This is a genomic window from Acidovorax benzenivorans (assembly GCF_028680575.1).
Taxonomy (GTDB): Bacteria; Pseudomonadota; Gammaproteobacteria; order Burkholderiales; family Burkholderiaceae_C; genus Acidovorax; species Acidovorax benzenivorans.
This window is the reverse complement of the sequence record NZ_JAPCKI010000027.1, coordinates 1-21,955: the sequence shown is the minus strand read 5'-3', so window position 1 is coordinate 21,955 and position 21,955 is coordinate 1. Positions and strand designations below refer to the sequence as shown.

Below are 21,955 nucleotides of genomic sequence, written 5' to 3'. Positions count from 1 at the left end.
GTGATGGGCGGTGCTGTCGTTCAGGCGATCGACATCGAAGGACTCAGTTCAGCCTGAAGCGGCCCCGAGCGCAGCATCCGTGAAGGACATCGCCCTGAGTTCAACAATCACTGAGAAAGCTTGTCAATATTGAGTGAGTTAGCGCGACCGCAATTGCATCAACACGCTTTGAAGAGCTTTTCTGAACCTCGGGTCCATCACCGCTCCCACGTTGTAGCGCGACCATGGCGAGGCCGTTGAGGCATCGACGCTGAAGATCATGCCCGGCGCCAGCCGGACGTTGTGTGGCAGCAGCGCGTCTGCAAGGGCCATCGAATCATCCACCCCCGGCATGGATGCCCACAGGTAGAGAGACTGGGCGTTCTTTGCGAAGATGTTCGCTCCGACAGATTCAAACAGCGCCCGCGCACCTTCCGTCGCTTCGCCGAGCCGACTGCGCAACCGGGTCAGATGCCGTTGATAGTGGCCTTCGCTCAACATGACATCGACGGTCCGTTCGCAATACTCAGAACTGCTCACGTGGATCAGTGCTTTCAGATCGGCAAGGTCACTGGCCAAATCTGCACCACAGGCAATGAATCCCACACGCAGCGCGGCCGAGAACGACTTTGAGAAGCTGCCGATGTAGATGGTGCGCTCAAGTTGGTCCAAAGAAGCCAGGCGCGGCGACGATGTCGGTTTGAAGTCCGCAAGCGGATCGTTTTCAACAATCAGCAAATCGTATTTCTGCGCCAGTTGCAGCACGCGAAATGCTTTTGCGGCGGACAGATCCGAACCTGTCGGGTTGTGCGCGAGCGACTGCGTGAAGAAGAGCCTGGGGCGCTGGGTGATCAACAACTGCTCCAGGACTTCCAGGTCCGGCCCATCGTGCAGGCGAGGCACGCCCAGCACCTCAGCACTGGCCATCTTCAACTTGCCGAACAAAGGGTAGTAGCCGGGGTCGTCCACCAGAACCTTGCCACCGGGCGGCACGAAATAGCGAATGACGATGTCCATCGCCTCGTTGGCACCGTGCGTCAAAACGATCTGCCGGGGTTCGGCATCGATCCCAAAGTCCGCGAGTTTGCGCACCAAATGCTCTCGCAGAGGGGTGTACCCAAAGCGGCTGCCGTAGCGGAACAGAGAGCCCAGTCCAGTCCGCACGACCTTCTGGTGGTATTTGTCCAGCCTCACATCAGAAAGCCATTCGACTGGCGGAAAGCCATCCGCTATTGCCAAGGCGCCAGGCTCGGTCTTGAGTTGCTCACGCATCAGCCAAACGATGTCTTTTGCCCGCCCCAAGCTTCCCGCCTCGTCGTCGGCCGCCTTGGACGGAGGCTTTTCGACCACGAAGTATCCGGCACCTCGACGAGGCTCGATCAGTCCGCGCGAGACGAGCAGTTCAAAAGCCGTGACCACTGTGTTCTTGGCGTACTTGTGGAGTTCGGCCATCTCGCGCAGCGAAGGCAATTTGTCGCCGATCTTGTAGGCACCGTCGCGTATCTGCCTCTCGATGGCATCTGCGACCGAGACCGGCAATGTGGCGGGTCTGGAGCGACGTATCCGGGAGCTTCCTTCGGCTGTCATTTTTTACCTCTGGCGCATCACTGGCCTTTTCCAGAACAGAAACTGTTTGTCCAAACTGTACCTTTTCTGTTTGGTACGGTGGTCTTAAAGTTTACCCATACCGTATCCACTACTGAGCAGACATCCAATGGTCGATTCACGACTTCCAAATTTTCGTTCTCTCACCCCTGCGCAGCGCTTGGAGCATGTCGCGCGCATTGCCAACTTGTCCGAGGGAGATGTTGCCCTCATAAGCCGGCCCGGTGCGCTCACCGTAGAGCGCGCTGACGGCATGGTGGAGAACGTCATCGGGACTTTCGAACTTCCCTTCGGCATCGGCGGCAACTTCCAGATCAATGGTCGCGATGTCCTGGTGCCAATGGTGGTCGAAGAGCCTTCAGTCGTTGCTGCAGCTTCGTTCATGGCCAAGCTCGCTCGCGACGGTGGAGGTTTCGAAACCTCCAGCACGGGACCGCTGATGCGTGCCCAGGTACAGGTCATCGGCATCACCGACCCCTATGGCGCCCGCCTGGCGCTTCTGAAGCACCGCGACGAGATCCTCGCGGTCGCCAACAGCCGCGACAAGGTGCTCATTGGCCTGGGTGGCGGCTGCCGTGACATCGAGATCCACGTGTTTCCTGACACGGCCCGCGGTCCCATGATCGTTATGCATCTGATTGTTGATGTGCGCGACGCGATGGGTGCCAATACCGTCAACACCATGGCCGAGTCGGTTTCGCCCTTGGTGGAGAAGCTCACCGGCGGCACCGTGCGGCTGCGCATCCTGTCCAACCTGGCCGACCTGCGTCTGTCGCGCGCCCGCGTGCGGCTCACGCCCGAAACGCTCACAACCAAGGAGCGCAGCGGGGAAGAGATCATCGAAGGCGTGCTCGATGCCTACACGTTCGCGGCCATCGATCCGTACCGCGCAGCGACGCACAACAAGGGCATCATGAACGGCATTGATCCCGTCATCGTTGCCACAGGCAACGACTGGCGTGCGGTCGAGGCTGGCGCCCATGCCTATGCCAGCCGAAACGGCCGCTACACCTCGCTGACAACTTGGGAGAAAGACACCCGGGGCGCGCTGGTAGGCACCATCGAAATGCCCATGCCTGTGGGCCTAGTGGGTGGCGCGACCAAGACACACCCGCTAGCCCAGCTGTCCCTGAAGATCATGGGCGTCAAGTCGGCGCAGGAGCTGGGTGAGGTGGCTGTCGCCGTGGGCCTGGCCCAGAACCTCGGGGCGCTGCGCGCCCTGGCGACAGAAGGCATCCAGCGCGGCCACATGGCATTGCACGCCCGCAACATTGCCCTGGTCGCCGGTGCCACGGGCGACGAGATTGATGCCATCGCCAAACGCATGGCTGCTGAGCACGACGTACGCACCGACCGGGCGCTCGCCTTGCTGGAAGAACTGCGCCGCAAATAAGACCGCCACCGTTGCCGACAAGGTGGCTGATTCAGCCGACCCCGAAGCCAGTCAGACCTTTCACCCATCTAATAACTTGGAGACTATAGAAATGACACAACCTCAACTCAAGCGCCGCACCGTGCTCGGCTCCCTCGGCGCCACGATGTTATCAACGCTGGCATCCCCAGCGCTCGCCCAGAGCGCTGCGTTCCCCAACCGTCCTATCAAGATCATCGTCCCCTGGGCCGCAGGGGGTGGAGGGGATGTGATCGTGCGTCTCATGGGAACGAGTCTTCAAAAGCGGCTCGGCCAGGCCATTGTGGTTGATAACCGACCAGGCGCCGTCGGAACGATCGGCAGCGTCGCTGCAGCGCGCAGTCCAGCCGACGGCTACACGCTCGTCTACGGCGGCATGGAGTCTCACACCATCGCGCCCCATGCGATGAAGAAGACACCTTACGACCCCAAGAAGGAATTCGTCGCCATTGCACCGCTGGGATTCTTCCCGGCAGCCCTGGTGGTGAACGCTTCACACCCAGCCAAGAACTTGAGCCAGTTCCTGCAGATGGCCAAGGACGCCAAGACCCCGATGAGCTTCGGCTCATGGAGCACCGCCACTTCCGGACACCTCATGATGGAGGCGCTCAAGGTAGCGAAGAACGTTGATCTCCTGCATGTGCCCTACAACGGCACAGCGCCCCTGCTGAATGCCCAACTGTCTCAACAGGTGGACTGTTCCATCAACGTCTTGTCAACCGTTGAGCCTCATATCCGCAGCGGCACGCTGCGTTTGCTGGCCGTCTCGATGCCCCAGCGCCTGCCGGAGTTTCCGGATGTTCCGACCTTGAAGGAAATCGGTCTCAATGTCGAACGGGGACCATGGGTAGGAATTTTCGGCCCGGCTGGAATACCTGCAGACATCATCGCGCGCGTGCACGAGGCAGTCGATGCAACTCTCAAGGAGCCCGCCATCGTTGAGCAGACCAAAAAAATGTTCTTCGTCGTCGAGCACATGGATCAGCGCGCGTACCAGAACTTCTATTTCAGCGAGATCGATCGCTGGGGAGAGTACGTCAAGACTGCCAAGGTAGCGATTGAGTGATCGCATCAGCGTCGCATTTAGGCACAGGTAGACAACCCCGGGGACCAGTGCCGCATGCGCCTCGGCGGGGCGAACGCCCGTTTTGGGGGCGACGCCCCAAGCCGGTTGCAGTCCGTTGTAGATCAAGCCACTTCAGCACCAGCAAACCACATGAGCGAGTCCGTCAAGATTATTGAAGTCGGTCCCCGAGATGGTCTACAGAACGAGAAGCAGCCCATTAGCGTGGACACCAAGGTCGGACTGATCGAGCGGCTGGTTCATGCAGGTGTCAAACACATCGAGGCGGCGTCTTTCGTTTCTCCGAAATGGGTGCCGCAAATGGCCGGCAGCCCGGAGGTCATGCAGCGGGTGCCGCGCACGGCAGGCGTGCACTACAGCGCGCTCACGCCCAATCTCAAAGGACTGGAGGCAGCCATCGCGGCCGACTGTGAGGAAGTGGCGGTCTTTGGCGCTGCCTCGGAAACGTTTTCGCAGCGCAATATCAACTGCTCGATACGCGAGAGCCTGGAGCGCTTCCGCTCTGTCATTGAGGTTGCTCTCGACAACAAGCTGCGGGTCCGCGGCTATGTTTCTTGTGTCCTGGGGTGTCCGTATGAAGGGAACATCGCACCAGAAAAGGTCTCGGACGTGGCGCTCCTGCTGAGCGAGATGGGGTGTCATGAGATCTCACTTGGAGACACCATTGGTCGTGGAAACCCGATCACCACACGCCGCATGCTGGAGTCCTGCATTCGTGTGGTTCCTGCATCTCAATTGGCCGGCCATTACCACGATACCTACGGGATGGCCATTGCCAACATTGTTGCGTCTCTGGAACTGGGACTTCGTACCTTCGACAGCTCCGTTTCGGGACTGGGAGGCTGCCCCTACGCCACCGGCGCTTCTGGCAACGTCGCCACCGAGGACGTGGCGTACCTTCTTCACTGCATGGGATACGAGACCGGCATAGATCTGCCCAAGCTTATCCAGGCGGGGATGTGCATCAGTTCTGTCTTGGGGCGCGAGACCTCTTCGCGCGTGGCACGGGCCATGTCCAGCGACTGCTCATCAACATCGGCTGATTGAGCTGGTGAGGGGGCCGGTGCCCGCAGCCACTTCGACACCGTGTTGCGCGACAGCCCGGTCATGCGCGCTATCTCGCGCTCCGACAGCTTGTCCCTCACGTGCAGCCGTCGGATCCTGCCAATCATGTCCATGGTGATCACTCCTCGAACCCCGCTGCTTAAATAAACAGCAGGGCAGGTTGAACACCTGGCTCACTTTTACTTCGGCACTACCTACAAAACTGGCTCAGTTTCCGGTCGGCGCCAACATCGACGGAACCAGGAGCCAAGCGCAGACGCGAAGAATATCTCGGCAAGACCGAAGCTCCACGCTCCAAAACAGTCCAAAACAACCCAGCTAAAGTTTGGTAGGTTGCATGGTAGATACAAACAAAAAAGCGCCTCGAAAGGCGCTTGATTGCTTGCTTACTGGCGGAAACGGAGTCCGCCAGAATAGTGTTTTATGAGTTCCAGCGAGATTCAAATAGACACCGTAATCCATTGTTTTATATAAGTATTTTGTTCAAAGACGTCCAAGAAGTATCGATGAGAGCAAATACTCAGTGGCATACTGGATGGCATACCCAACCAGGCACACCGAATGACCATCATTACCGACACCAAAGCGCGGAACATCAAACCAACGGACACGGCAATTCCCCATGGGGGTATCACCGGTCTGGCCCTGCACCCGTCCAACACGAAGGGCCACGGCAAGTGGGTCCTGCGATACGTCAGCCCCGTGTCGGGAAAACGTCGAAATGCCGGCCTGGGTTCCTACCCTGAGATCAGCATCGCGGAAGTGGGCAAGCACGCTACCGTCATGCGCATTGAACTGGCCGAGGGCAAGGACCCGCTCGAAGAGAAGGCAAAGATCGAAGACAAGCCCAAGGTTCCTACCTTCAAAGAAGCCGCACACACGCTCCATGGAGACCTCCTTCCTGGTTGGAAGAACCCCAAGCATGGCCAGCAATGGATCAACACCTTGCAGGAGTACGTCTTCCCAAAGTTGGGGAGCAAACTTCTGCACGAGATCCAACCAGGCGACGTTGCCGAGGTGCTGAAGCCCATCTGGCTAACCAAGGCAGAAACAGCCAGTCGGGTAAAACAGCGCATCCATGCAGTGATTGGCTGGGGTTGGGCCCACGGTTACTGCCAATCAAATCCCGTTGACGTGGTGGGACACCTGCTCGCGCAGCAGCCAGGCAAGGCTGTGCGGACGCAACACCATCCCGCCATGCCCTGGCGAGACATTCCAGAATTCGTGCAAAAACACCTCAGGCCGGGCAGCCGGCCTGAGGTGACGCGCACATTGCTTGAGTTTGTGATTCTGACGGCCTGTCGCTCGGGCGAAGCGCGGGGAATGACCTGGAACGAGGTCGATCTCAAGAGCAAAGTCTGGACGATCCCTGCCGAGCGCATGAAGGCAAAGTTTCCCCATCGCGTTCCCATCTCCCCACGGGTGATGGCAATCCTTGAAGAGCAGAAGGGCCTGCACGAAACCCTCGTGTTTCCTTCGGTTCGGGATCGGGTCGAACTTTCCGACATGGCCATCACATCGCTTCTGCGCAGGTTAAAGGCCCACAGCGACACCCCTGGAAGGGTTGCGACGGCCCATGGCTTCCGATCCAGCTTTCGGGACTGGTGCAGCGAGAAAGGGGTTGCACGTGACCTTGCGGAACGTTCACTGGCACACACCATCAAAGACAAGGTTGAGGCGGCCTACCATCGCACTGACTTGCTAGAGCAACGGCGGGAACTCATGAATGCTTGGGAAGCGTTTGCAATCGGGAAGCTACCTGAAAAAGCTGAATCGGAGACACCCACCAGAAGGTGAATTCGCTTCATTTCGGGATCCACGTTACCGGCCGATTTTGGAACCAACCAATAGGTGACAACTCACCCGCAGATCAAGGCAATCCAACCCTGCGTATTGGGGAGCGGGCAATTTATGCAAGGCGTACAGCGTTTGGGCCAAGCGAGGTACTCACGCTCGACCTTAGAAGTCACCGAGAGGCTGAGACACCGCAGTATCTCTATCTAAACAAATCGCACTCAGGTCTGCGCGGTACCTAGTCTTACTTAACTCAAGCGAGGTAAGTAACGCCTTGGCTGCAGGGCACTGCCCGCTCTCCCTTAGTGCGACTGCCAGATTTCGGTCGACCACTTGTTTAAGGTCAGCGAGCTTCTGGCGACCAGAATCAGAAATGGTAGATTGCTCAATGCTGCGAGTCAGTTCGGTAGACGCCGTCGCGAGAACCGGCCCTGCAGAGCGTAACTCGCCAAGGCTTGCATTGGCCAGTCCTATTTGGGCGGCCGCAGAGGCTCGTTCTGACGCCGACCAGCCCTCGTTTCCCAACACACTAGCGAACTCCAATCTTCTCTCAACAACAGAGAGATTTCGCAACCTTGCCTTCCTATAAGTAGTTGTGCACAGAGGGGTGGTCCGACATAGATCTACACGGAAGCCGTCAGCCAGCGCAACCATATCGGCCCCCAATGGCGACCGAGGTGTCGTGCCGACGCCATTGGGGGCCACTACATCCAAAGCACCCTTGAATTCGTCCACGACAGGAACGCCCCCTCCAGCCTTAGCGTAGGCCGCAATCGCTGCAGGGTCCTTTCCGTGTTCCAAGATAAGTTCATAAGCCGTAAGCCCTTGGACTAGCTTTGGGAGGCGTCCGACCAAGAACATTTCCTGGAAGATTTTGTCCTTTGGCAAACCACCGTGGACGCTGTTGACCGGTGTGTATCCAGAAAGCCACGAACTCTCCGGGCGAGAGCCTCCAGCTGGTAATGGCACTCGACCATCGCCGTCTAGATCAATCCACGTCTTATCCCTTCTAAGATGCCCTTCATTCCCCAGATGTGCCTTCTCCGGAGTGAACCAGTACATCGAATAGTACGCATATAGAGGAGCACGGGGCCTGGCTAGACTGAAGCCGTCACGGAACTCTTTTGCCTTCGTGAGTACCGAGTTGAAATTGGCCGGAGGGGTAGCCCCTCGAAGCACATCTCGCCCCGTTACCGAAGTCCAAAATTCTGGTTGAAAATGACTAATAAGGCCTGGCCCACCCGGTTGTTCAGGCTGATAAAGTGGAACGCAGGCGCGACCCGCTTCATCTGTGTTTGTTGCTTTGGGCGTAAGTCCAAAAGCACCCGGCCAAGTCAGCAAGGCGTCGCGCACCCCATCTGTAGCCCAGCCGGTCAACGAGTTGACCAATCCTCCTCGCAAGTTGTCCCACTTTTCGTAGACGTATTCGGCGCGCTTTCCAGCATTAAGTGAATTTTCAACCGGTTGTTTGTATCCCTCGTGAATCATTCGCAGAACTTCGCAGCTGCCTTGCAGCGGAGACCCTAGCAGCACGATACCGCCTACTAGATGTTGCCGGGAATACTGCCGAGCATCATGCTTTGCATTCCAGACCGCAGTAACAACTCCACCCATGCTGTGCGATACAAAAATGAGCGTCCGCCGCGTGGTCCCAAAGGTCCTATATAGACAAGCTTCTAGGTCAGCGGCGCCGGATCGAAGATCGCGACGCCAGTCATAACCGCAGGCTACCGCATCAATTCCAATCTTTTTCGCTGCATCTTTTATAGCAGCGAAGGCATCGCCGTATTGATCACCGAAGTAATTCTCGAGCAATGTGGCCTGAACATCAGACGGCGCGGTCTCATCGACGAGTTGAGGCGGCAGCTTAATCTTCGCAAGATCCGGTATGCCGCTTCCCCAAATGTCGCCGACAGTAGGTGATGTGAGTTTTGAACCAAGAATTCCCGGGACTAGAACGACTACAGGTCGTCGGCGAATAGCCGTAACGCTGGTTGCAATCTCTGGATTGAACGCTGCCGCCCGCTCAAATCCGTCAATGACTGCACTGGGCGACGCCCTGGCCGCAAATGATGCTACGACTGCAATCAATAGAGCAAAGGCGATGAGCTTCTTCATAAGACCCCTATGACTATTCAAGAATGAACAGCAAATCCCGACAATGTTGCAAGTTGGCACTGCCCCTCCGCCAGACTACTGCGCCGACACCCTGCAAGTAACTCCATTGCCAATACACCATCAACAATACAATCTCCCGCTGTAGTGGCCATCTCAGGCCATCGCGTTAGCAGGCTGCTGAAATACTGATTTCGGATCGAAAATTTGTTCAGGTTGAGGGTGCCTTACCCCTTGCCCGCATCAGAAACGTCGCTTGTAGCGCGTTCTACGAGGTCGAAAACTTTTGGGAGACGCCTGCGGTGAGGTATTTCAGCAGCCTGTTAGGTATCTTGAACCGACAATTGATCCGTGCAACTTGTGCGTTGGGTTCATCGGGCGCCCAATTGCCTACAGTGCGGACAAATCCAAACTTCGGTGCGTTGCGCTGCAACCACTCGTAGGTTATGGATCCGATCCAATCAACATTCAAACCTTTTCTGCGAGCGCCTTGAGTCGTTTACTCGGGCCACGCACTTTGATCTGAGTCTTGCCTTTTTTGCTAACTCGAACCGAGGCGGCATGTTGAATGATGACGTCAAAAGCCTCCTTGCTATTCGCTTCATACCAGCCGGATTTATAAGACAACTTTCCCTCAGCAACCATACCGCCCAAATCAGGGTAGTTTTCTATTTGGTCTCTGATCAGCTGCTTCATATTGGCTATCTCTTTTTCGGTCAGCGGCATAGTCTCACTTCTCGTCGTGGGTCAATCGGAAGGGAACAAGTGAAGGTGTCCAGCCTTTCACTAGGCGCTCGGGGATATCTGTTCACCGTGATCGAGCAAGCTGCGCAAGTTGCACCGTACTGTCTCTGCGATCGTCGCCGGTAGAACATTGTGCAAGCGGCTCAACAGCTCAACGACTACCGTTACATCTTCTGGCCTCGACGGCCTCAGGCCTGTCTTGGTGAACGGACCATCAGTCTCCGTCAGCAACTTGTTGAGAGGGAGCGCTGTGACCATAGCCACATGTCGCGGGGTATCCAGCATCGCGGCATTGATCGAAAAGTAACACCCAAGCTCAAGTGCACGCGTTGCCTCAGCCTTAGTCCCCGTAAACCAATGGAGCACAACCTTGCCTCGTGCTGGCGGGAGATAGGACTCGATATGATCGAGCACGATCTTGGCAGCGCGAACACTGTGGACTGTGATGACCTTGCCCCCAGCTTCTGCGCACCGCTGCAGGACATGCTGAAAGACTCGCTTCTGAATGTCGATGGACTTATAGAAGCGTGGCCCCGCATCAAGGCCCACCTCCCCGACGTACCGTGTCTCTGACAGGTATCGGTCCCAAAGATCGAGTTCGCCTGCCCGTTCCGCAACCAACTGCGGATGCAGTCCGAGCGCCGCGCGCACGTGACGCGTTCTCTGAGCGAGTTCATGGTTCCGAGGCCACGCCCTTGGAGTCGTCGTCACTGCCAGCGTAAAGACCCCCGCATTCTCCGCCTCTTGAACCGCGACCTGATGATCGGGATACAGGTCCAGGTGGCAGTGAAAATCTACGAGGCCTTTCGTGGTCACCATTTTCGATCCAGACATCAACTTGGCCTTGTCTCGACACCGTCGACCAAATCGGCAACTTCTGCAAGACCGCGGCGATAAACATCTGCGAGCTGATCGAGATGCGTGACCTCATCCGCAAGCGAGCCAGGTTTGTGGATCAGGAGGTTTGCAAGCTGTGGCCGACCACGCATGCGTTCGATCGCATACTGAAAGGATCGCACCTGCTTTCCAATGGATTCTCGCGTGTCCAGAGCCTTGGCGCGAAGGTCCTGCACCGTATAGGTTGTCTTGTCCTCTCCTGCTCCCCAGGCGCTGTCCAAGGCAGCACGCCGAATCAGGCATGGCAAACAGTATCCGCAATGCTCGATGCCGAGCCCCTGCCACCGCCCCTTTGTCGGAGATGAACACGACAGGGAATTCGGTGCAAGCTTGGTCAGCAGCGCCTGGTTGCCACAACTAGCAGCCATCTCCCCCTTCGTCTTGTCCCAACACGGATTCTCGATACGCCCGTTGATGCCCAGTTCTATCAGCAGTTCATTCCAGCGCGCCATGTAGTAGGGGTGCGTGGTACGTGTGCTGTTCGAACCGAGTCGCAATGGGTCAAGAGGTACATTCAACGCGATCAGTCCATTTTCGGGTACCCGCAGGATGAATGCCTTATTCAGTCCGGACCCAGCGAACACACCGAGTGCAAAGAACAGGAATGAACGCCCCCGCGTGCTGTTCTCTGATCCGACGTCCTTTACCAGGCCGTCGACGAATGTCATACCGACGCGCAAGCGCTCGAACGAGGACTTATCGTAGTGCTTCTTCAAAGCGGCGAAGAGCTTGCCCTGCGCATCGCTAGTAGCGCCTTCACCAAAGTGACTGACCAACAATGGCGTCGCACCGGCTTCCAAGAGATCGATAGCACCAATCAAACTGTCCAGGCCACCCGAGAACAGGCTCACGGCATCAAACGGCGGCGCAATCAAAGTGGGTGGGGCCACTTGGGCGATGGTCGCAAACCTCGGCGGTCGAGCCCGGAACCCAATCGTCCAGCGATCGCCGGTCAAGAAATTCAGGGCTTTCGTCAGCGTTGAGGCAGCGCCAGTCCAGCGTACCGGGTCACTGACCGGAATGACCAAGCGGATCTCCCGCGTCCACGAGTCCTGAGACTGTTCCGCACGAGAAATACGGGTATCAGCTGCGTGGACATGTGCAGCGACCACCAGCAGATCAATACCAATTTCAGATGGATAGACACCCAGCTTCTTCAAGCTCGTCAGCGCACCACCGATGCCGTGGTCCAATGACTTCTCGCCGGCGACCATCTGGAGTAAGGTGCGCTGTTCATCTTGACCAGTCGGGATATCCGCTTGATCATCAGGGCCGAAGCGCCCCGCCAGAAGTTGTCGTTTCATTGGTCCGCCTCCGCTTGCCCGAGAGACTGCAGGATCGCAAACGCGGACTCATACACCGTGTCCACGAACGACTGGATGCGCTCGGGGGGCAGATTCGGAGATTCGGAACGCGCCCTCGTGAGCGCATCGCTGACACCGCCGCGAATGAAGTCGCGCAGTTGTGCTTCCACGCGATGCGCGGCCTGCACGTCCGTCGGCATTGTCACGGCCTTCGTGCCGATGTCATTGCAGATGCGCGCCTCGATCGCATGCGTCACATACAGCTCAAACACGGTTTGCATCTGGTCTGGCGTGAAGGTCGAAAGGTCGGTCAACCCTTCAGTGGTCAGTTCAATGATCGTCTCGATGTAAGCTTCCCGTGCGATGCCCTCGTCAACGGTGCCAGCTCCAGGGCAGATGACGTCGGCCAATCCCACAAAAATTTCTGTGATCGGGCGACCCGCAAGCGCCTCAAGATTAAACTCGCGCAGCGCTTCCCGTACGCCACGGGCCTGTGCGTCCGCCAAGAATCCGAGCAATCTCGCACCCGATGCGCGCGATGCGCCCATTCGTTGAGCCGCCTGCCGCGCTCCCCCGGAGGACGTCGATACGTATCGCGAGACGGCGCGACCAAGGCTAGGCCGGTCAGTTCCCCCTGAACCAGCGAATCGAGTGAAGCTGTTTCGCGCGCCGGAAAAGCGTTGGGGATCGGCCGCAGCGGGAATGGCCGGTCGCTTAGGCGCGGCAGGCGGTGCGGCGCCATCGCCGTTCGTGCCATCGCCAGGCGAAGGCGACGCTGGCGACGCTCCCCCGCCGTCCGCATCTCCCAACCATGTAGGTACCAGCGGCGTACCGCCGCCTGGACCGCCATATGCTGTTGACGTTCCCATCAGCGCGCTCCCTTCGTATCCTTTAGTGCCAATTCGGCGGCTGCTTTGAGGGCGGGGTTGTTGGTCACTTTGCTCCATTCCGTGAGCAATGCCGTAAGGCGACCGACACAGTCCGCGTCCTTGACGACACCCTGCCAGCCGCTGACCGCCCACGGGCCGCACTTGCTGCTTGGCAGAGCCTCCAGAAAGTCCAGCAGCTTGCTCTGCAGCCCCGGTTGCGCCTTTACCAACACGATGAGGCCATTGACGCCCGCGGGTAGGGTTTCAAGAGCACCGGTGCCCATGATCTTGGTGCGCACAGCCTCGAACACCTTGTCGGCTTCAGGCTGAGCCAATTGCCTTAACTCGGACTCATAACCCTGAACGGTCATCTTTCCGCCGAACAGTTTCTCCACCACTGTGGCCAGGTGCCCCAATATAGACACGGGGCCGAAGTAATCCTTCTTGTCCTTCGTCACGAAGAGGTACGGACGTAGGTCAATGCCGGAGAGCAAGGGCTGCACCCGAGCCCAATCGCGAACCGTTTCCGACGACACCCATTCCGACAGGACGGCGCTCTCTGGTTCCGACGCTACGGTTTCCGTCGTCTTGGATGCTTTGCGCACATCCGTCGCCGCCTTACCGTCACCCCTACTGTTTGCACCTTCGGCCACAAGTCCCTTCTCAAGGTGCTCCAAGTCATCACAAATCCCCTTAGGATGCACGGCCGAGACGAAAGCAATCTGCTCGAAGAGGCGAGGAATGAAGCGCTCAGCTAGCATCAGCTTCGCCAGCACGGGTAAGGTGATGTCTGCACCGAATCCGCGCGCGTTTGCCGTGCGCTCCCGCAGTAGCAACGTATTAAGAAAGCGCTTGATCTGGCGAGGATTGCCTTTGGTACCGCTCGCCAGGATCGGGCCGATCTGCTCGCTGAGCGCGAGAGCGTTGTTGGCCTTATCTGCTTTTGCTCCAAGTGCGGTCTTGACGGCCGCAGCATCGAGACCGGCGTTTTCCCAAGGCCGTTTTAGTCGTTCCCGCGCTGCTGCAATAAGCTTTGCGTAGTCAGCATCCCCTTCGCCTATCTCAGCGCCCGTCAACAACAGCGTCACGTACATGCGCGTTTCCGTCTCCCCCAAGGCCGGGATCCGGAATGGCACCTGGATCAACTTCTCCAGATAGCTTCGAGCGTAATCGCGCGGCCCCGTGGTCTCAGGTAGATCGGGGAAGTGCTTACGCACCGCATACTCGATCATTGCCTCATCCGCGGCAACGACAAACGCCGTGCGCGCGGTAAACACAAAAAGTCGGATCGCTTCGAGTGTGTCTATGGCCGTATCCGGCAAGCAGCGGTCAAGGTCATCAATCAGCACAATGAGCTGCTTGATGCCAGCATCCTTCAGGAGCTTGTCGAACGCCTTGCGAAAGGCCTCAACCTCCTCCGGAACATTCTTGGTTTCTGCCGGCTTCAACATCGACTTCACGCCTTCAATTGCAGACGTGAGGTTCTCTTTCGTCGCCAGCTGGCCGGGGTCGGCGAATATCCCTTCGAGCGTCCCCACGACAGCGCTGATTTGATCCGGTGTCGGGATGCCAGTGAATGCGGTGACCGCCAAGCCCCCTGCGCGCTTCGCGACCTTCAACCAATCGATACGATTGAAGACATCCTTGAGTGCTCCAGCAGCCTTGGTCATTGCCGGACGCTTCTCGACCAGGCCGGTGACGATTCCCTCGATCAACGCGATCTTGGCATCCTCGAAACCTTGAAAACGCCAACCGTTGAACTTGAGGCACAGCACGTCCTCCTTACCCGCGAAGCCCGCTTCGATCATCTCCAAAACACTGGACTTCCCGGCCCCCCAGTCACCGTGGACACCAATCGTGACTGGATGATCTGGGTTTTCGCGCAGCAGTTCGATGATGGTCTTCGAAATCGCCTCGTTGTTGAGCAGGTCAACTTTGGTTTCGTTGTCGGTCAGGATCATTAGCCTCATCTCCCCATAAGCCACACTGTGGCACCAACAGTTCCGAAAAAATGTGGCGTGAGACGATTCGTCTCGCGACCATCTCGCCATGGTTTTCTTAGTTAGCACGCCCTACAGGTTCACATCAAGAAAATCTTGAGTCCCAAAGTCGCGGTGGATCGCACTACTGCGCCGAACTCAGTTGAACGCCCTCCACTGCTCCAGAGCAAACTACCAAAGAGAGCGATTCTTGGGTGGAGACTATGCTCACCGTACAAAAGAAGTTGGCGACTTCGATCCTGCAGATTCACGGTTGGCGATACCCGCCAGTAAGTCGAGGGATCCTGCAAATTGCTCTGCAGCAAAATGTTGAGGTAGTCCCGACCCAACAGACGCGACTGACCACCCCGTCGCAAATCGACGGCAATTTGCGAACTTGCCAAAGACGCCTCGATAGCTGAAAAATATGCAGCCTGCGCAGCCCGGCTATAGCCACGCCCATCATGCAGATACTCAGCACCGAGCGAAGCTCCACCTTCGAATGTGTACGCAGCACCAATCGTGCCTACGGTTGCTCGAGCAGCCGCAGGCAATGTGCTCGAAGTTGTAGTTATATTTGAGGTCGTAGTCGAACTCAGTTCCCCATACAGGAGCCATGCATCTCCTATAGAAAACTGTGCATACCCCCCCACAAAGCTCCGCCTATTTCTTGGTTTGCTGAGGATGCCACCAACCAAAAAATCGTTGCCCCGATAAGCGAGCTTGAGCAAGGAACTTTGACGCCATTCTTCATCGTTCTGCCGTCCCCCACTAACGAAACCTACGGTGGATGTCCACCGCCCGGCCGACCAGTCTATCCGGGCGATGTCCACCCCGGGAACGTCCTCCAAGGGCCGCGTTTTCCCGGAATCGTAGTAGTACGGATTGCTGGGTGATCGAAAGTTGGCGGGTCCCCAAGTCAATAGCTCCCTTCCCAGCGTCGCCGTTAAGTCTGGGCGAATTCGGAATCTCCCGAAAGCTTGACTGAGATACCCTTCGGCAGTAGATGACGTCCCACTGCCCCCCTCTCGAACTTCACCAATCAGCCGCGGCTTGAGTACCAGATCAGCATCGCTGTTCTTCAGAGAAAAGTCCAACCGCGTGTCGGAAAGATACTGCGCTCTAGCGATCTTCAGTATTGAATTTCTGGGGTTCAGGACACTGTCGGCAAAGGGGCTCGAATGAGTAGCATATGTCCACGTCTGCAGCGATGTCGATTTCTCCCAATCGTTACCACTGGTGGCCGTCTGCACTAGCGACTCTTGAGCCAAAGCAGTGGAGGTGGCAAAACAAAGTGAAGCCAGTGCATACCCAAAGCCTCGACGACTGATGCAGCGACACGGCATATCACTCCAGGTGCGAAACATCGAATTCGGACGAGGGGATCGACTGGACCTTGGTCTGTCCGTACTCAAGAATAGTCTTGGCGTCCGTGAGGGCGTCAGAAATGACCATCTTGCTAATGAACGGCGTCGTCTTGCCCTCAATGGCCACGCTGTTTTCGTAGGAGAACTCCGCCGTCTTGAGGCGCTTTCCGCTCAGTGAGAGGAATTCCGCAAAGACCCCAACACCCCGTTTGGTGGAAACCCAGTAGATCAATTTATCGTACGTAGCTTGGCGCTCCCGCGCGGAGAGCTCCAGAACATGACAAGGCTCCCCCTTGAAATCGTCTTGTCGGAGAAGCACTGCCTGATAGTCTTTGGCGTAGTTCGTCGCTGCGATATCACCGATTGCAGCCAGACCCGAGAGACGCTGGCGAGGTGAGATCGCAATGGGCTTCTTCAGCCCCGGCTTGCTCAGCCACATGTTGCGATCCATCTGCAGCATTTTGGCGCCCTTGCTTTTGAGTGGTTCCAGCGTCTCGGCCAGGCTAGCGGTCTCGGCCGCCTTGATCCGCATGCGCATATCCTGGTCCTGAGCCCCTCCGCCAGTGCTTCGCACGCTCACCTCCCAAGTCAATCCTGGCGCACCACCCCCACGAGCTGCATCGGAACGCTTTAGCAAAACTGCCGCGTCAGAATTCTCGGTGGCATTGGCCGCGGAAAGAGCGGCAACGAGTCCACCAAGCACGATGGTCAATCCAATCCAGAAATTGCGCATGTTGATGTCCTAAACATGTGTCAACGAGATGACGATGGGCTGCGCCGCTGCACGTCGCGCCGGAAAGAGCGAGGCCAAAGCGCCAATACATGTCAGCGCCAGCGCGCCAAACCCGGCCTTGATCAAGTCGAAGCCGATGACAAATGGCACCTCCTCGGTCGCATTGGGCGGCCGATAGGAAATGTCGAGCTGGTTCACACCGTAGGTAATGCCAACAGTCAGTACAGCACCTAGCAGACATCCCACTGAGACAAGTACGAGGGCTTCTGCAATGAAGATGCGGATGACTCCAGATCGACGTAAGCCCATCGCCCGAAGAGTACCGATCTCTCGCGTGCGTTCAATCACACTCATACCCATCGCGTTCGCCACACTCATTGCAACGATGACAAGCACAATGGCCAGGACAAACGCAAATACCCTGTCGAACAGGGCCTTGACCTGCGCATAAAAAATGGAAAGATCCTGCCAAACTTCAACGGTAAGGCCATCCTCCTTGGTAGCAAGTCTGTCGGCAAGTTGGTGCCTCGCGGTGTTCACATCTGTGCCCTCCGGCAACAGCACCGTTACCCGATCGGCCTGCCCCTGGACATCCATAAGGGACTGAGCCAAGGAAAGAGGCGCAAACATGAATTTGTCATTGGTTGCGACATTTCCTGTACTGAAGGTATCAACGATCTGGACATCCGACGCATTTGCTTGTCCCGTTACCGTGCTCACCAGAACCGCGCCATCACTTCCATCGCGAAGATTCAGAATCTGGGCAAGTCCGCGGGACAATGTCACGCCCTGAGGTGACTTCTCATCGAGCCCTCCAGATGCCCGCGCGCGCGGTCCTCGGAGGGCCCGCATTGCCTCTGGATCCAGGCTTTCGGCGACAAAGATGCTGCTCGCCCGGCCGTTAGACAACAGTCCACTGAACCCCAATCGCACGGCGACGGTAGAACCAGGAAATTCTGACTTCACGATAGAGGAAATGCTCCCGACCTGTTCCTTTCCCAACAGGAACCTTGTCGGCTCCTGCCGACTGGCCTCAAAGTAGGCGGGACGCGCTATGGTCAGATGACCCAATAGCTCCCCATAGATGGCCTGGGATTTCAGACTCTCGTAGACGGTTGCCGTATAGCCTGCAAACAAGGCGATGGCTGCAAATCCCACGGCCAAACTCAACGCAGTCACTGCCGTCCTTCTCGGATTCCGCAGGAGATTTCGTACGCTCAACTCCAGCACATTCATTGGGCACACTCCTGATCATGCTCGATGATCCCGTCCCTTAGCTGCACGGCTCGTGGGACGTGGTCCAGAAGACGCTGGTCGTGCGTAGAGAACACGAATGTCGTCCCCGTGTCCCGGTTGAGTTCCCGCATGAGAGAAATCACGTTCTGGCTGCTTTCGGAGTCCAAGTTCGCCGTCGGCTCATCCGCGATCACCAGTTCTGGGTCAGCCACCAGAGCTCGTGCGATGGCAGTTCGTTGGCGCTGCCCCCCACTCATACGATCCGGTCGATGATTCAGATGGGCTCCCAATCCCACGGCATCCAAAAGTCCCTGTGCCTTGGCACGAGCCACCTGCGCACCGACCCCCTGCAATTGAAGGGGAAGCATGACGTTCTCCAACGCAGTGAGGACGGGAACGAGATTGAAGGACTGAAACACAAAGCCGATGTTCCGGCTGCGGCAGTCGCTGAGTTCATCATCGCTAAGTGCCAACACCTCAATGCCCTTGAAGCAAACGTTACCGGTATCTGGTCTATCAATCAATCCGATCATGTTCATCAGAGTGGACTTACCACTCCCCGAGGGTCCCCAGACTGCTAGCATTTCACCCGCATGGATCTTCAGATCCACTCCACGAAGCGCCTTAACCGTTGTGTGGCCAAGTGAAAATGATCGGTGCAATCCACTGATTGCGACCAAGGGCTTTGCTGGTACGGCGACCGAGGTTTCAACCCCTTCGCCATGTAGCAGCGCAGTCATGGCCGTCCCTTCGACAGTTCGATCGTGAGTTTCGTCCCGGAAGAACCCACCGCAAAAGCTGCGTCTTCGAAGGTTGGAGGTCCCATACGACCCTTGGCGCTGCGGCTGAAGGCATAGGGTTCGGAAGGAATTCCCATCGAATTAGTGTCAAGCTTGTTGTTGCCATTGGCGTCCAGATAAGCCGAGATTGCGTAGTTGCCAGGTGCCAGGTTCGGGAAACTAAGTATCGCGACACCGTTCTTCAGGTCACCTCCGCTGGAAGCAACCGTCTTGCGAAGGAAGCTTGTGGCACTGTCATAAAGCGCAACATTGACTCGCCCCGAGGCTTGCGAACTTTTGACCTCAAGCACCAGATCAGCAGCGAACGCCGCATGCTCACTGAGAAGGGCGACTAGCATGAATGCAAGTAAGTGAGCCGCCTTCATTGAGAAAGCTCCACGCTTTGCGGCAGCTTGCGCTGCTCGAAAAGAGACAAAAGATTTCGAGAGGAAATCTTCTTGAAATCCTCGCCACCAGCAGTCATGCGGATTTTCTCGAGCTCGACGTGGGGGTGCTGCATGGGGAACTCCGATCCATAGATGAGTTTCCCTGCTCCCAGCCGCTCCAGCGCCATCTTGATGATCATGAAAGATCCGCCGGATGTCTCGAGCATGACGTTGTCACAGGTCGCAGCCACCTCAATGGCTTGCACATCAGCTGGACCGAAGCCCATGTGCCCCAATATGAACTGCGTGTCAGGAAACGCCTTGGCGAGTTCGCCAAACTTTTCAGTAGTGGCGCCAGGGCTGAAGACAACGTGCGAATACAGTGGAACGCGAAGCTCGCCACATGCTCGCGCCAACTCGAAAACTCCCTCAGAGCACAGCGCGAACTTGTGAACGATCGGGGCAAGCTTTAGCCCACTGAACCCTCTCGCGATCGCTGCTCGAAATGCCGCAGTGCTATCGCCCGCGCTATTGGGATTCACACAGTAGAAGCCAAAATACCGGTCACGGTCCTTCGTGAAAATGGATTCGACCAAGTCATTGGGGATCTGATCCGTATCAGCAGTGGCTGCGCCTCGCACGTACTGCGACATTTGACGCACATCGATCATGCCCCCCGGAAAAAGAACAGCCTTGTCAATGCCGTGCTTGTCCATCAAAGCAGATAGCCGATCGATAGAGCCGTAGTCCGCACGAGTCACGTGCGCATGAGCGTCAATGATCATTTAATTTCTCCTTGTGTTGCACGAATAACGCGCATGAACTTTCCACCCGAGTAAGAACGGGCTGGACCATGCTCGACCTTGCAATCAAGGCCCAAGTAGGTAACTGCCCAATGCTGAACCCTTCGAGCTACAGCGGCTGCATCCACCCCCTTCTGAGCAGGTAGCACAATGCACAAGACATCCCCTTCGGGGCGCAATTGGAACCACGAACTCACTTCGGGAATATCCAGAAGGCCCTGTTCAATGTCCTGGACATGGAGAACTTTCCCCGCCACGCGCACAACATCCTCCAACCGTCCATGCACGCGCAGCCGTCGAGCACATCCGCCGGAACCCGATGACTGCTCATCCCAGCGGCCAAGATCGCCTGTCCTATAGCGAATTAGTGGGGTGGCGTAGCGCCAGAGCGTGGTTACCACAATTTCGCCGAGCGCCGCTCCAGTCGCATCAGTCATCGGCTCGTCGAGAGGCACGATCTCCACAGCAGTGAAATTGGTCGCGGGGTGATAACCATCCTGCTCAGCGCATTCCACTCCTACTGGCCCACACTCCATAGTTCCGTAGTAGAGGAACACTGGAGCCCCCCACAGTTGCTCAATGCGCCGTCGCAAAGCATCTGAGCAAAGTTCACCAACAAGCCAGATGGACTTGAGACCAAACATCTCCTTCAACTCCGCTTGGGGTGCTCCTGCAAGCTCCGCCAAGTACACGGCATAAGACGGAGTGGTGAACAAATGATCGCCACCAATCTCGCGCATCATCTTCAGGGCTTTCAGTGGCTCGGAATAGAAACCGCCTTTGCCCAAAGGCACGACACATGCTCCGATCCCGTCCTGTACGGAGCGGTGGATAGCCAAGCCAGTGACGCTGACTTCGTACGGCAGTGCATTGAAGACGATCTCGCCAGGCTCGATGCGAAGGAGCCGTGGGACGGATTTATCGGAACTGAGGGGCATTAGCCCCCGCGTGTACAGATCCTCCCAGTCGTAAGCGACATACAGCGGATTGCGCCCTGTTGTGCCGGTGGACATATGGGCCTGCACCAAGGTCGAACGGGGAACACAAAGCAACGCCCAAGGATCCGATCCGAGCTCTTCCCGTGTCGTGAAAGGAAGCTGCGGCAGGTCGTTTTCCGTGTCAATTTGGTGCGGAGCGACGCCGCGACTCTGCATCTTCTTTCGATACATCGGGCTACGGTCATAGGCATGCGCGACCACCCGATGAAGCGTGCTGGTGGTTGGCCTGAACTTTTCATGAAGAAAACGCATCTGGTTCTTTCAAAGTTACGCGGCGGGCTGGATGACTCGGATCGTCTTCCCACCGGTGCGGGGAATGCTGTCCACGAACTCAACGGTTGCCTTAATACCCGTCGAGAATTCAAACCGACTCGCTATGGCGCGAGCCAGCCGGTCCCTGTCTTCTGATCCGTGATTCGCCTCCAGACGTATCAGCAATTGATCTCCCTGAGGCAAGAACTGATACCAGTTTCCAACTTCTGGAATCTCAAGGAGAAACTGCTCCAAGTAATAGGGGCCATATGTCTTTTCTCCGATTCGGACCTGATCACCTGCCCGACCTCTCAGAATGAGACGGTCCAGCGTGACGCCACAAGAGCACCTGGACTTTTCGACATAACCGATGTCGCCAGTCCTATAGCGAATCAGCGGAGAAGCCATCCGTGTGAGCTCGGTGACCATGTCGTGGTCAAGTTTTTTCAGACATTCCGATAGGGGAAGTTCGTTCAAGCTGAGTGAGCTGCCAAGGCCTGCTGCATCTCGTAGCTATTGGGTGACTGGTATCCCAGCGTGGAGTGCAGCCTGATA

At 57.1% G+C, this 21,955-nt stretch carries 19 protein-coding genes and 1 pseudogene; 4 read left to right on the top strand and 16 right to left on the bottom strand.

All coding sequences use genetic code 11. The features are described 5' to 3' along the window. Positions 1–138: 138 nt before the first annotated feature. The gene (locus OIN59_RS24645) at positions 139–1,566 is read right to left on the bottom strand and encodes an aminotransferase-like domain-containing protein (protein ID WP_274114754.1); all 1,428 of its coding nucleotides are present in this window, start codon (positions 1,564–1,566) and stop codon (positions 139–141) included. Between the two features lie 127 nt (positions 1,567–1,693). Here OIN59_RS24645 and OIN59_RS24640 point away from each other — a divergent pair, with 127 nt between their 5' ends. The 3 genes from OIN59_RS24640 (at position 1,694) to OIN59_RS24630 (ending at position 5,126) form a co-directional block, all read left to right on the top strand. Beyond that, positions 1,694–2,977 (top strand): hydroxymethylglutaryl-CoA reductase, degradative, encoded by a 1,284-nt coding sequence (locus tag OIN59_RS24640; protein ID WP_274114752.1) that lies wholly within the window; start codon positions 1,694–1,696, stop codon positions 2,975–2,977. 91 nt (positions 2,978–3,068) lie between these two features. Then, the gene (locus tag OIN59_RS24635; RefSeq protein ID WP_274114750.1) at positions 3,069–4,061 is read left to right on the top strand and encodes a Bug family tripartite tricarboxylate transporter substrate binding protein; all 993 of its coding nucleotides are present in this window, start codon (positions 3,069–3,071) and stop codon (positions 4,059–4,061) included. A 150-nt stretch (positions 4,062–4,211) separates the two neighbouring features. Further along, entirely contained in the window at positions 4,212–5,126 is a 915-nt protein-coding gene (locus OIN59_RS24630; RefSeq protein ID WP_274114748.1) for a hydroxymethylglutaryl-CoA lyase, read from the top strand. Between the two features lie 14 nt (positions 5,127–5,140). On the opposite strand, the pseudogene OIN59_RS24625 reads toward OIN59_RS24630, so the two are convergent. After that, positions 5,141–5,257: pseudogene (locus OIN59_RS24625) on the bottom strand (helix-turn-helix domain-containing protein); the annotation flags it as partial. A gap of 448 nt (positions 5,258–5,705) precedes the next feature. Here OIN59_RS24625 and OIN59_RS24620 point away from each other — a divergent pair. After that, the gene (locus tag OIN59_RS24620) at positions 5,706–6,941 is read left to right on the top strand and encodes a tyrosine-type recombinase/integrase (protein ID WP_055400417.1); all 1,236 of its coding nucleotides are present in this window, start codon (positions 5,706–5,708) and stop codon (positions 6,939–6,941) included. Positions 6,942–7,103: 162 nt separating this feature from the next. On the opposite strand, the gene OIN59_RS24615 is transcribed toward OIN59_RS24620, so the two are convergent. From OIN59_RS24615 to OIN59_RS24550, 14 genes are all read right to left on the bottom strand, one after another. Continuing rightward, the gene (locus OIN59_RS24615) at positions 7,104–9,056 is read right to left on the bottom strand and encodes a lipase family alpha/beta hydrolase (protein WP_274114746.1); all 1,953 of its coding nucleotides are present in this window, start codon (positions 9,054–9,056) and stop codon (positions 7,104–7,106) included. Between the two features lie 465 nt (positions 9,057–9,521). Further along, positions 9,522–9,779, bottom strand: coding sequence for a hypothetical protein (locus OIN59_RS24610; RefSeq protein WP_274114744.1), 258 nt, complete (start codon positions 9,777–9,779; stop codon positions 9,522–9,524). A 60-nt stretch (positions 9,780–9,839) separates the two neighbouring features. Next, positions 9,840–10,631 (bottom strand): Qat anti-phage system TatD family nuclease QatD, encoded by a 792-nt coding sequence (gene qatD / locus OIN59_RS24605; RefSeq protein ID WP_274114742.1) that lies wholly within the window; start codon positions 10,629–10,631, stop codon positions 9,840–9,842. Continuing rightward, entirely contained in the window at positions 10,631–11,998 is a 1,368-nt protein-coding gene (qatC, locus tag OIN59_RS24600) for a Qat anti-phage system QueC-like protein QatC (RefSeq protein ID WP_274114740.1), read from the bottom strand. Before qatC ends, qatD begins: the two co-directional genes overlap by 1 nt. Beyond that, a complete protein-coding gene (gene qatB, locus OIN59_RS25305) occupies positions 11,995–12,867 on the bottom strand; it encodes a Qat anti-phage system associated protein QatB (RefSeq protein ID WP_328517994.1) in 873 nt (290 codons plus the stop codon). Before qatB ends, qatC begins: the two co-directional genes overlap by 4 nt. Continuing rightward, positions 12,867–14,828 (bottom strand): Qat anti-phage system ATPase QatA, encoded by a 1,962-nt coding sequence (gene qatA, locus OIN59_RS24590; protein WP_274114736.1) that lies wholly within the window; start codon positions 14,826–14,828, stop codon positions 12,867–12,869. The genes qatB and qatA overlap by 1 nt, the downstream gene beginning before the upstream one ends. 119 nt (positions 14,829–14,947) lie before the next feature. Then, positions 14,948–16,099: a hypothetical protein gene (locus tag OIN59_RS24585; protein ID WP_156358903.1), complete on the bottom strand. Its 1,152-nt coding sequence runs from the start codon at positions 16,097–16,099 to the stop codon at positions 14,948–14,950. Between the two features lie 94 nt (positions 16,100–16,193). Further along, positions 16,194–16,946 (bottom strand): outer membrane lipoprotein-sorting protein, encoded by a 753-nt coding sequence (locus OIN59_RS24580; protein WP_274114732.1) that lies wholly within the window; start codon positions 16,944–16,946, stop codon positions 16,194–16,196. A gap of 9 nt (positions 16,947–16,955) precedes the next feature. Continuing rightward, positions 16,956–18,125 carry an ABC transporter permease gene (locus OIN59_RS24575; protein WP_274114730.1) on the bottom strand — a complete coding sequence of 390 codons (1,170 nt, stop codon included), beginning with the start codon at positions 18,123–18,125 and terminating at the stop codon, positions 16,956–16,958. A 53-nt stretch (positions 18,126–18,178) separates the two neighbouring features. Then, positions 18,179–18,922, bottom strand: coding sequence for an ABC transporter ATP-binding protein (locus tag OIN59_RS24570; RefSeq protein WP_055402971.1), 744 nt, complete (start codon positions 18,920–18,922; stop codon positions 18,179–18,181). Next, entirely contained in the window at positions 18,919–19,347 is a 429-nt protein-coding gene (locus tag OIN59_RS24565; RefSeq protein WP_055402973.1) for a DUF2141 domain-containing protein, read from the bottom strand. Before OIN59_RS24565 ends, OIN59_RS24570 begins: the two co-directional genes overlap by 4 nt. Further along, positions 19,344–20,132, bottom strand: coding sequence for an amidohydrolase family protein (locus OIN59_RS24560; protein WP_055402977.1), 789 nt, complete (start codon positions 20,130–20,132; stop codon positions 19,344–19,346). The genes OIN59_RS24565 and OIN59_RS24560 overlap by 4 nt, the downstream gene beginning before the upstream one ends. Continuing rightward, the gene (locus OIN59_RS24555; RefSeq protein WP_055402979.1) at positions 20,129–21,400 is read right to left on the bottom strand and encodes a phenylacetate--CoA ligase family protein; all 1,272 of its coding nucleotides are present in this window, start codon (positions 21,398–21,400) and stop codon (positions 20,129–20,131) included. Before OIN59_RS24555 ends, OIN59_RS24560 begins: the two co-directional genes overlap by 4 nt. 15 nt (positions 21,401–21,415) lie before the next feature. Further along, positions 21,416–21,877 carry a phenylacetate--CoA ligase family protein gene (locus OIN59_RS24550; protein ID WP_274114726.1) on the bottom strand — a complete coding sequence of 154 codons (462 nt, stop codon included), beginning with the start codon at positions 21,875–21,877 and terminating at the stop codon, positions 21,416–21,418. Positions 21,878–21,955 lie beyond the last annotated feature (78 nt).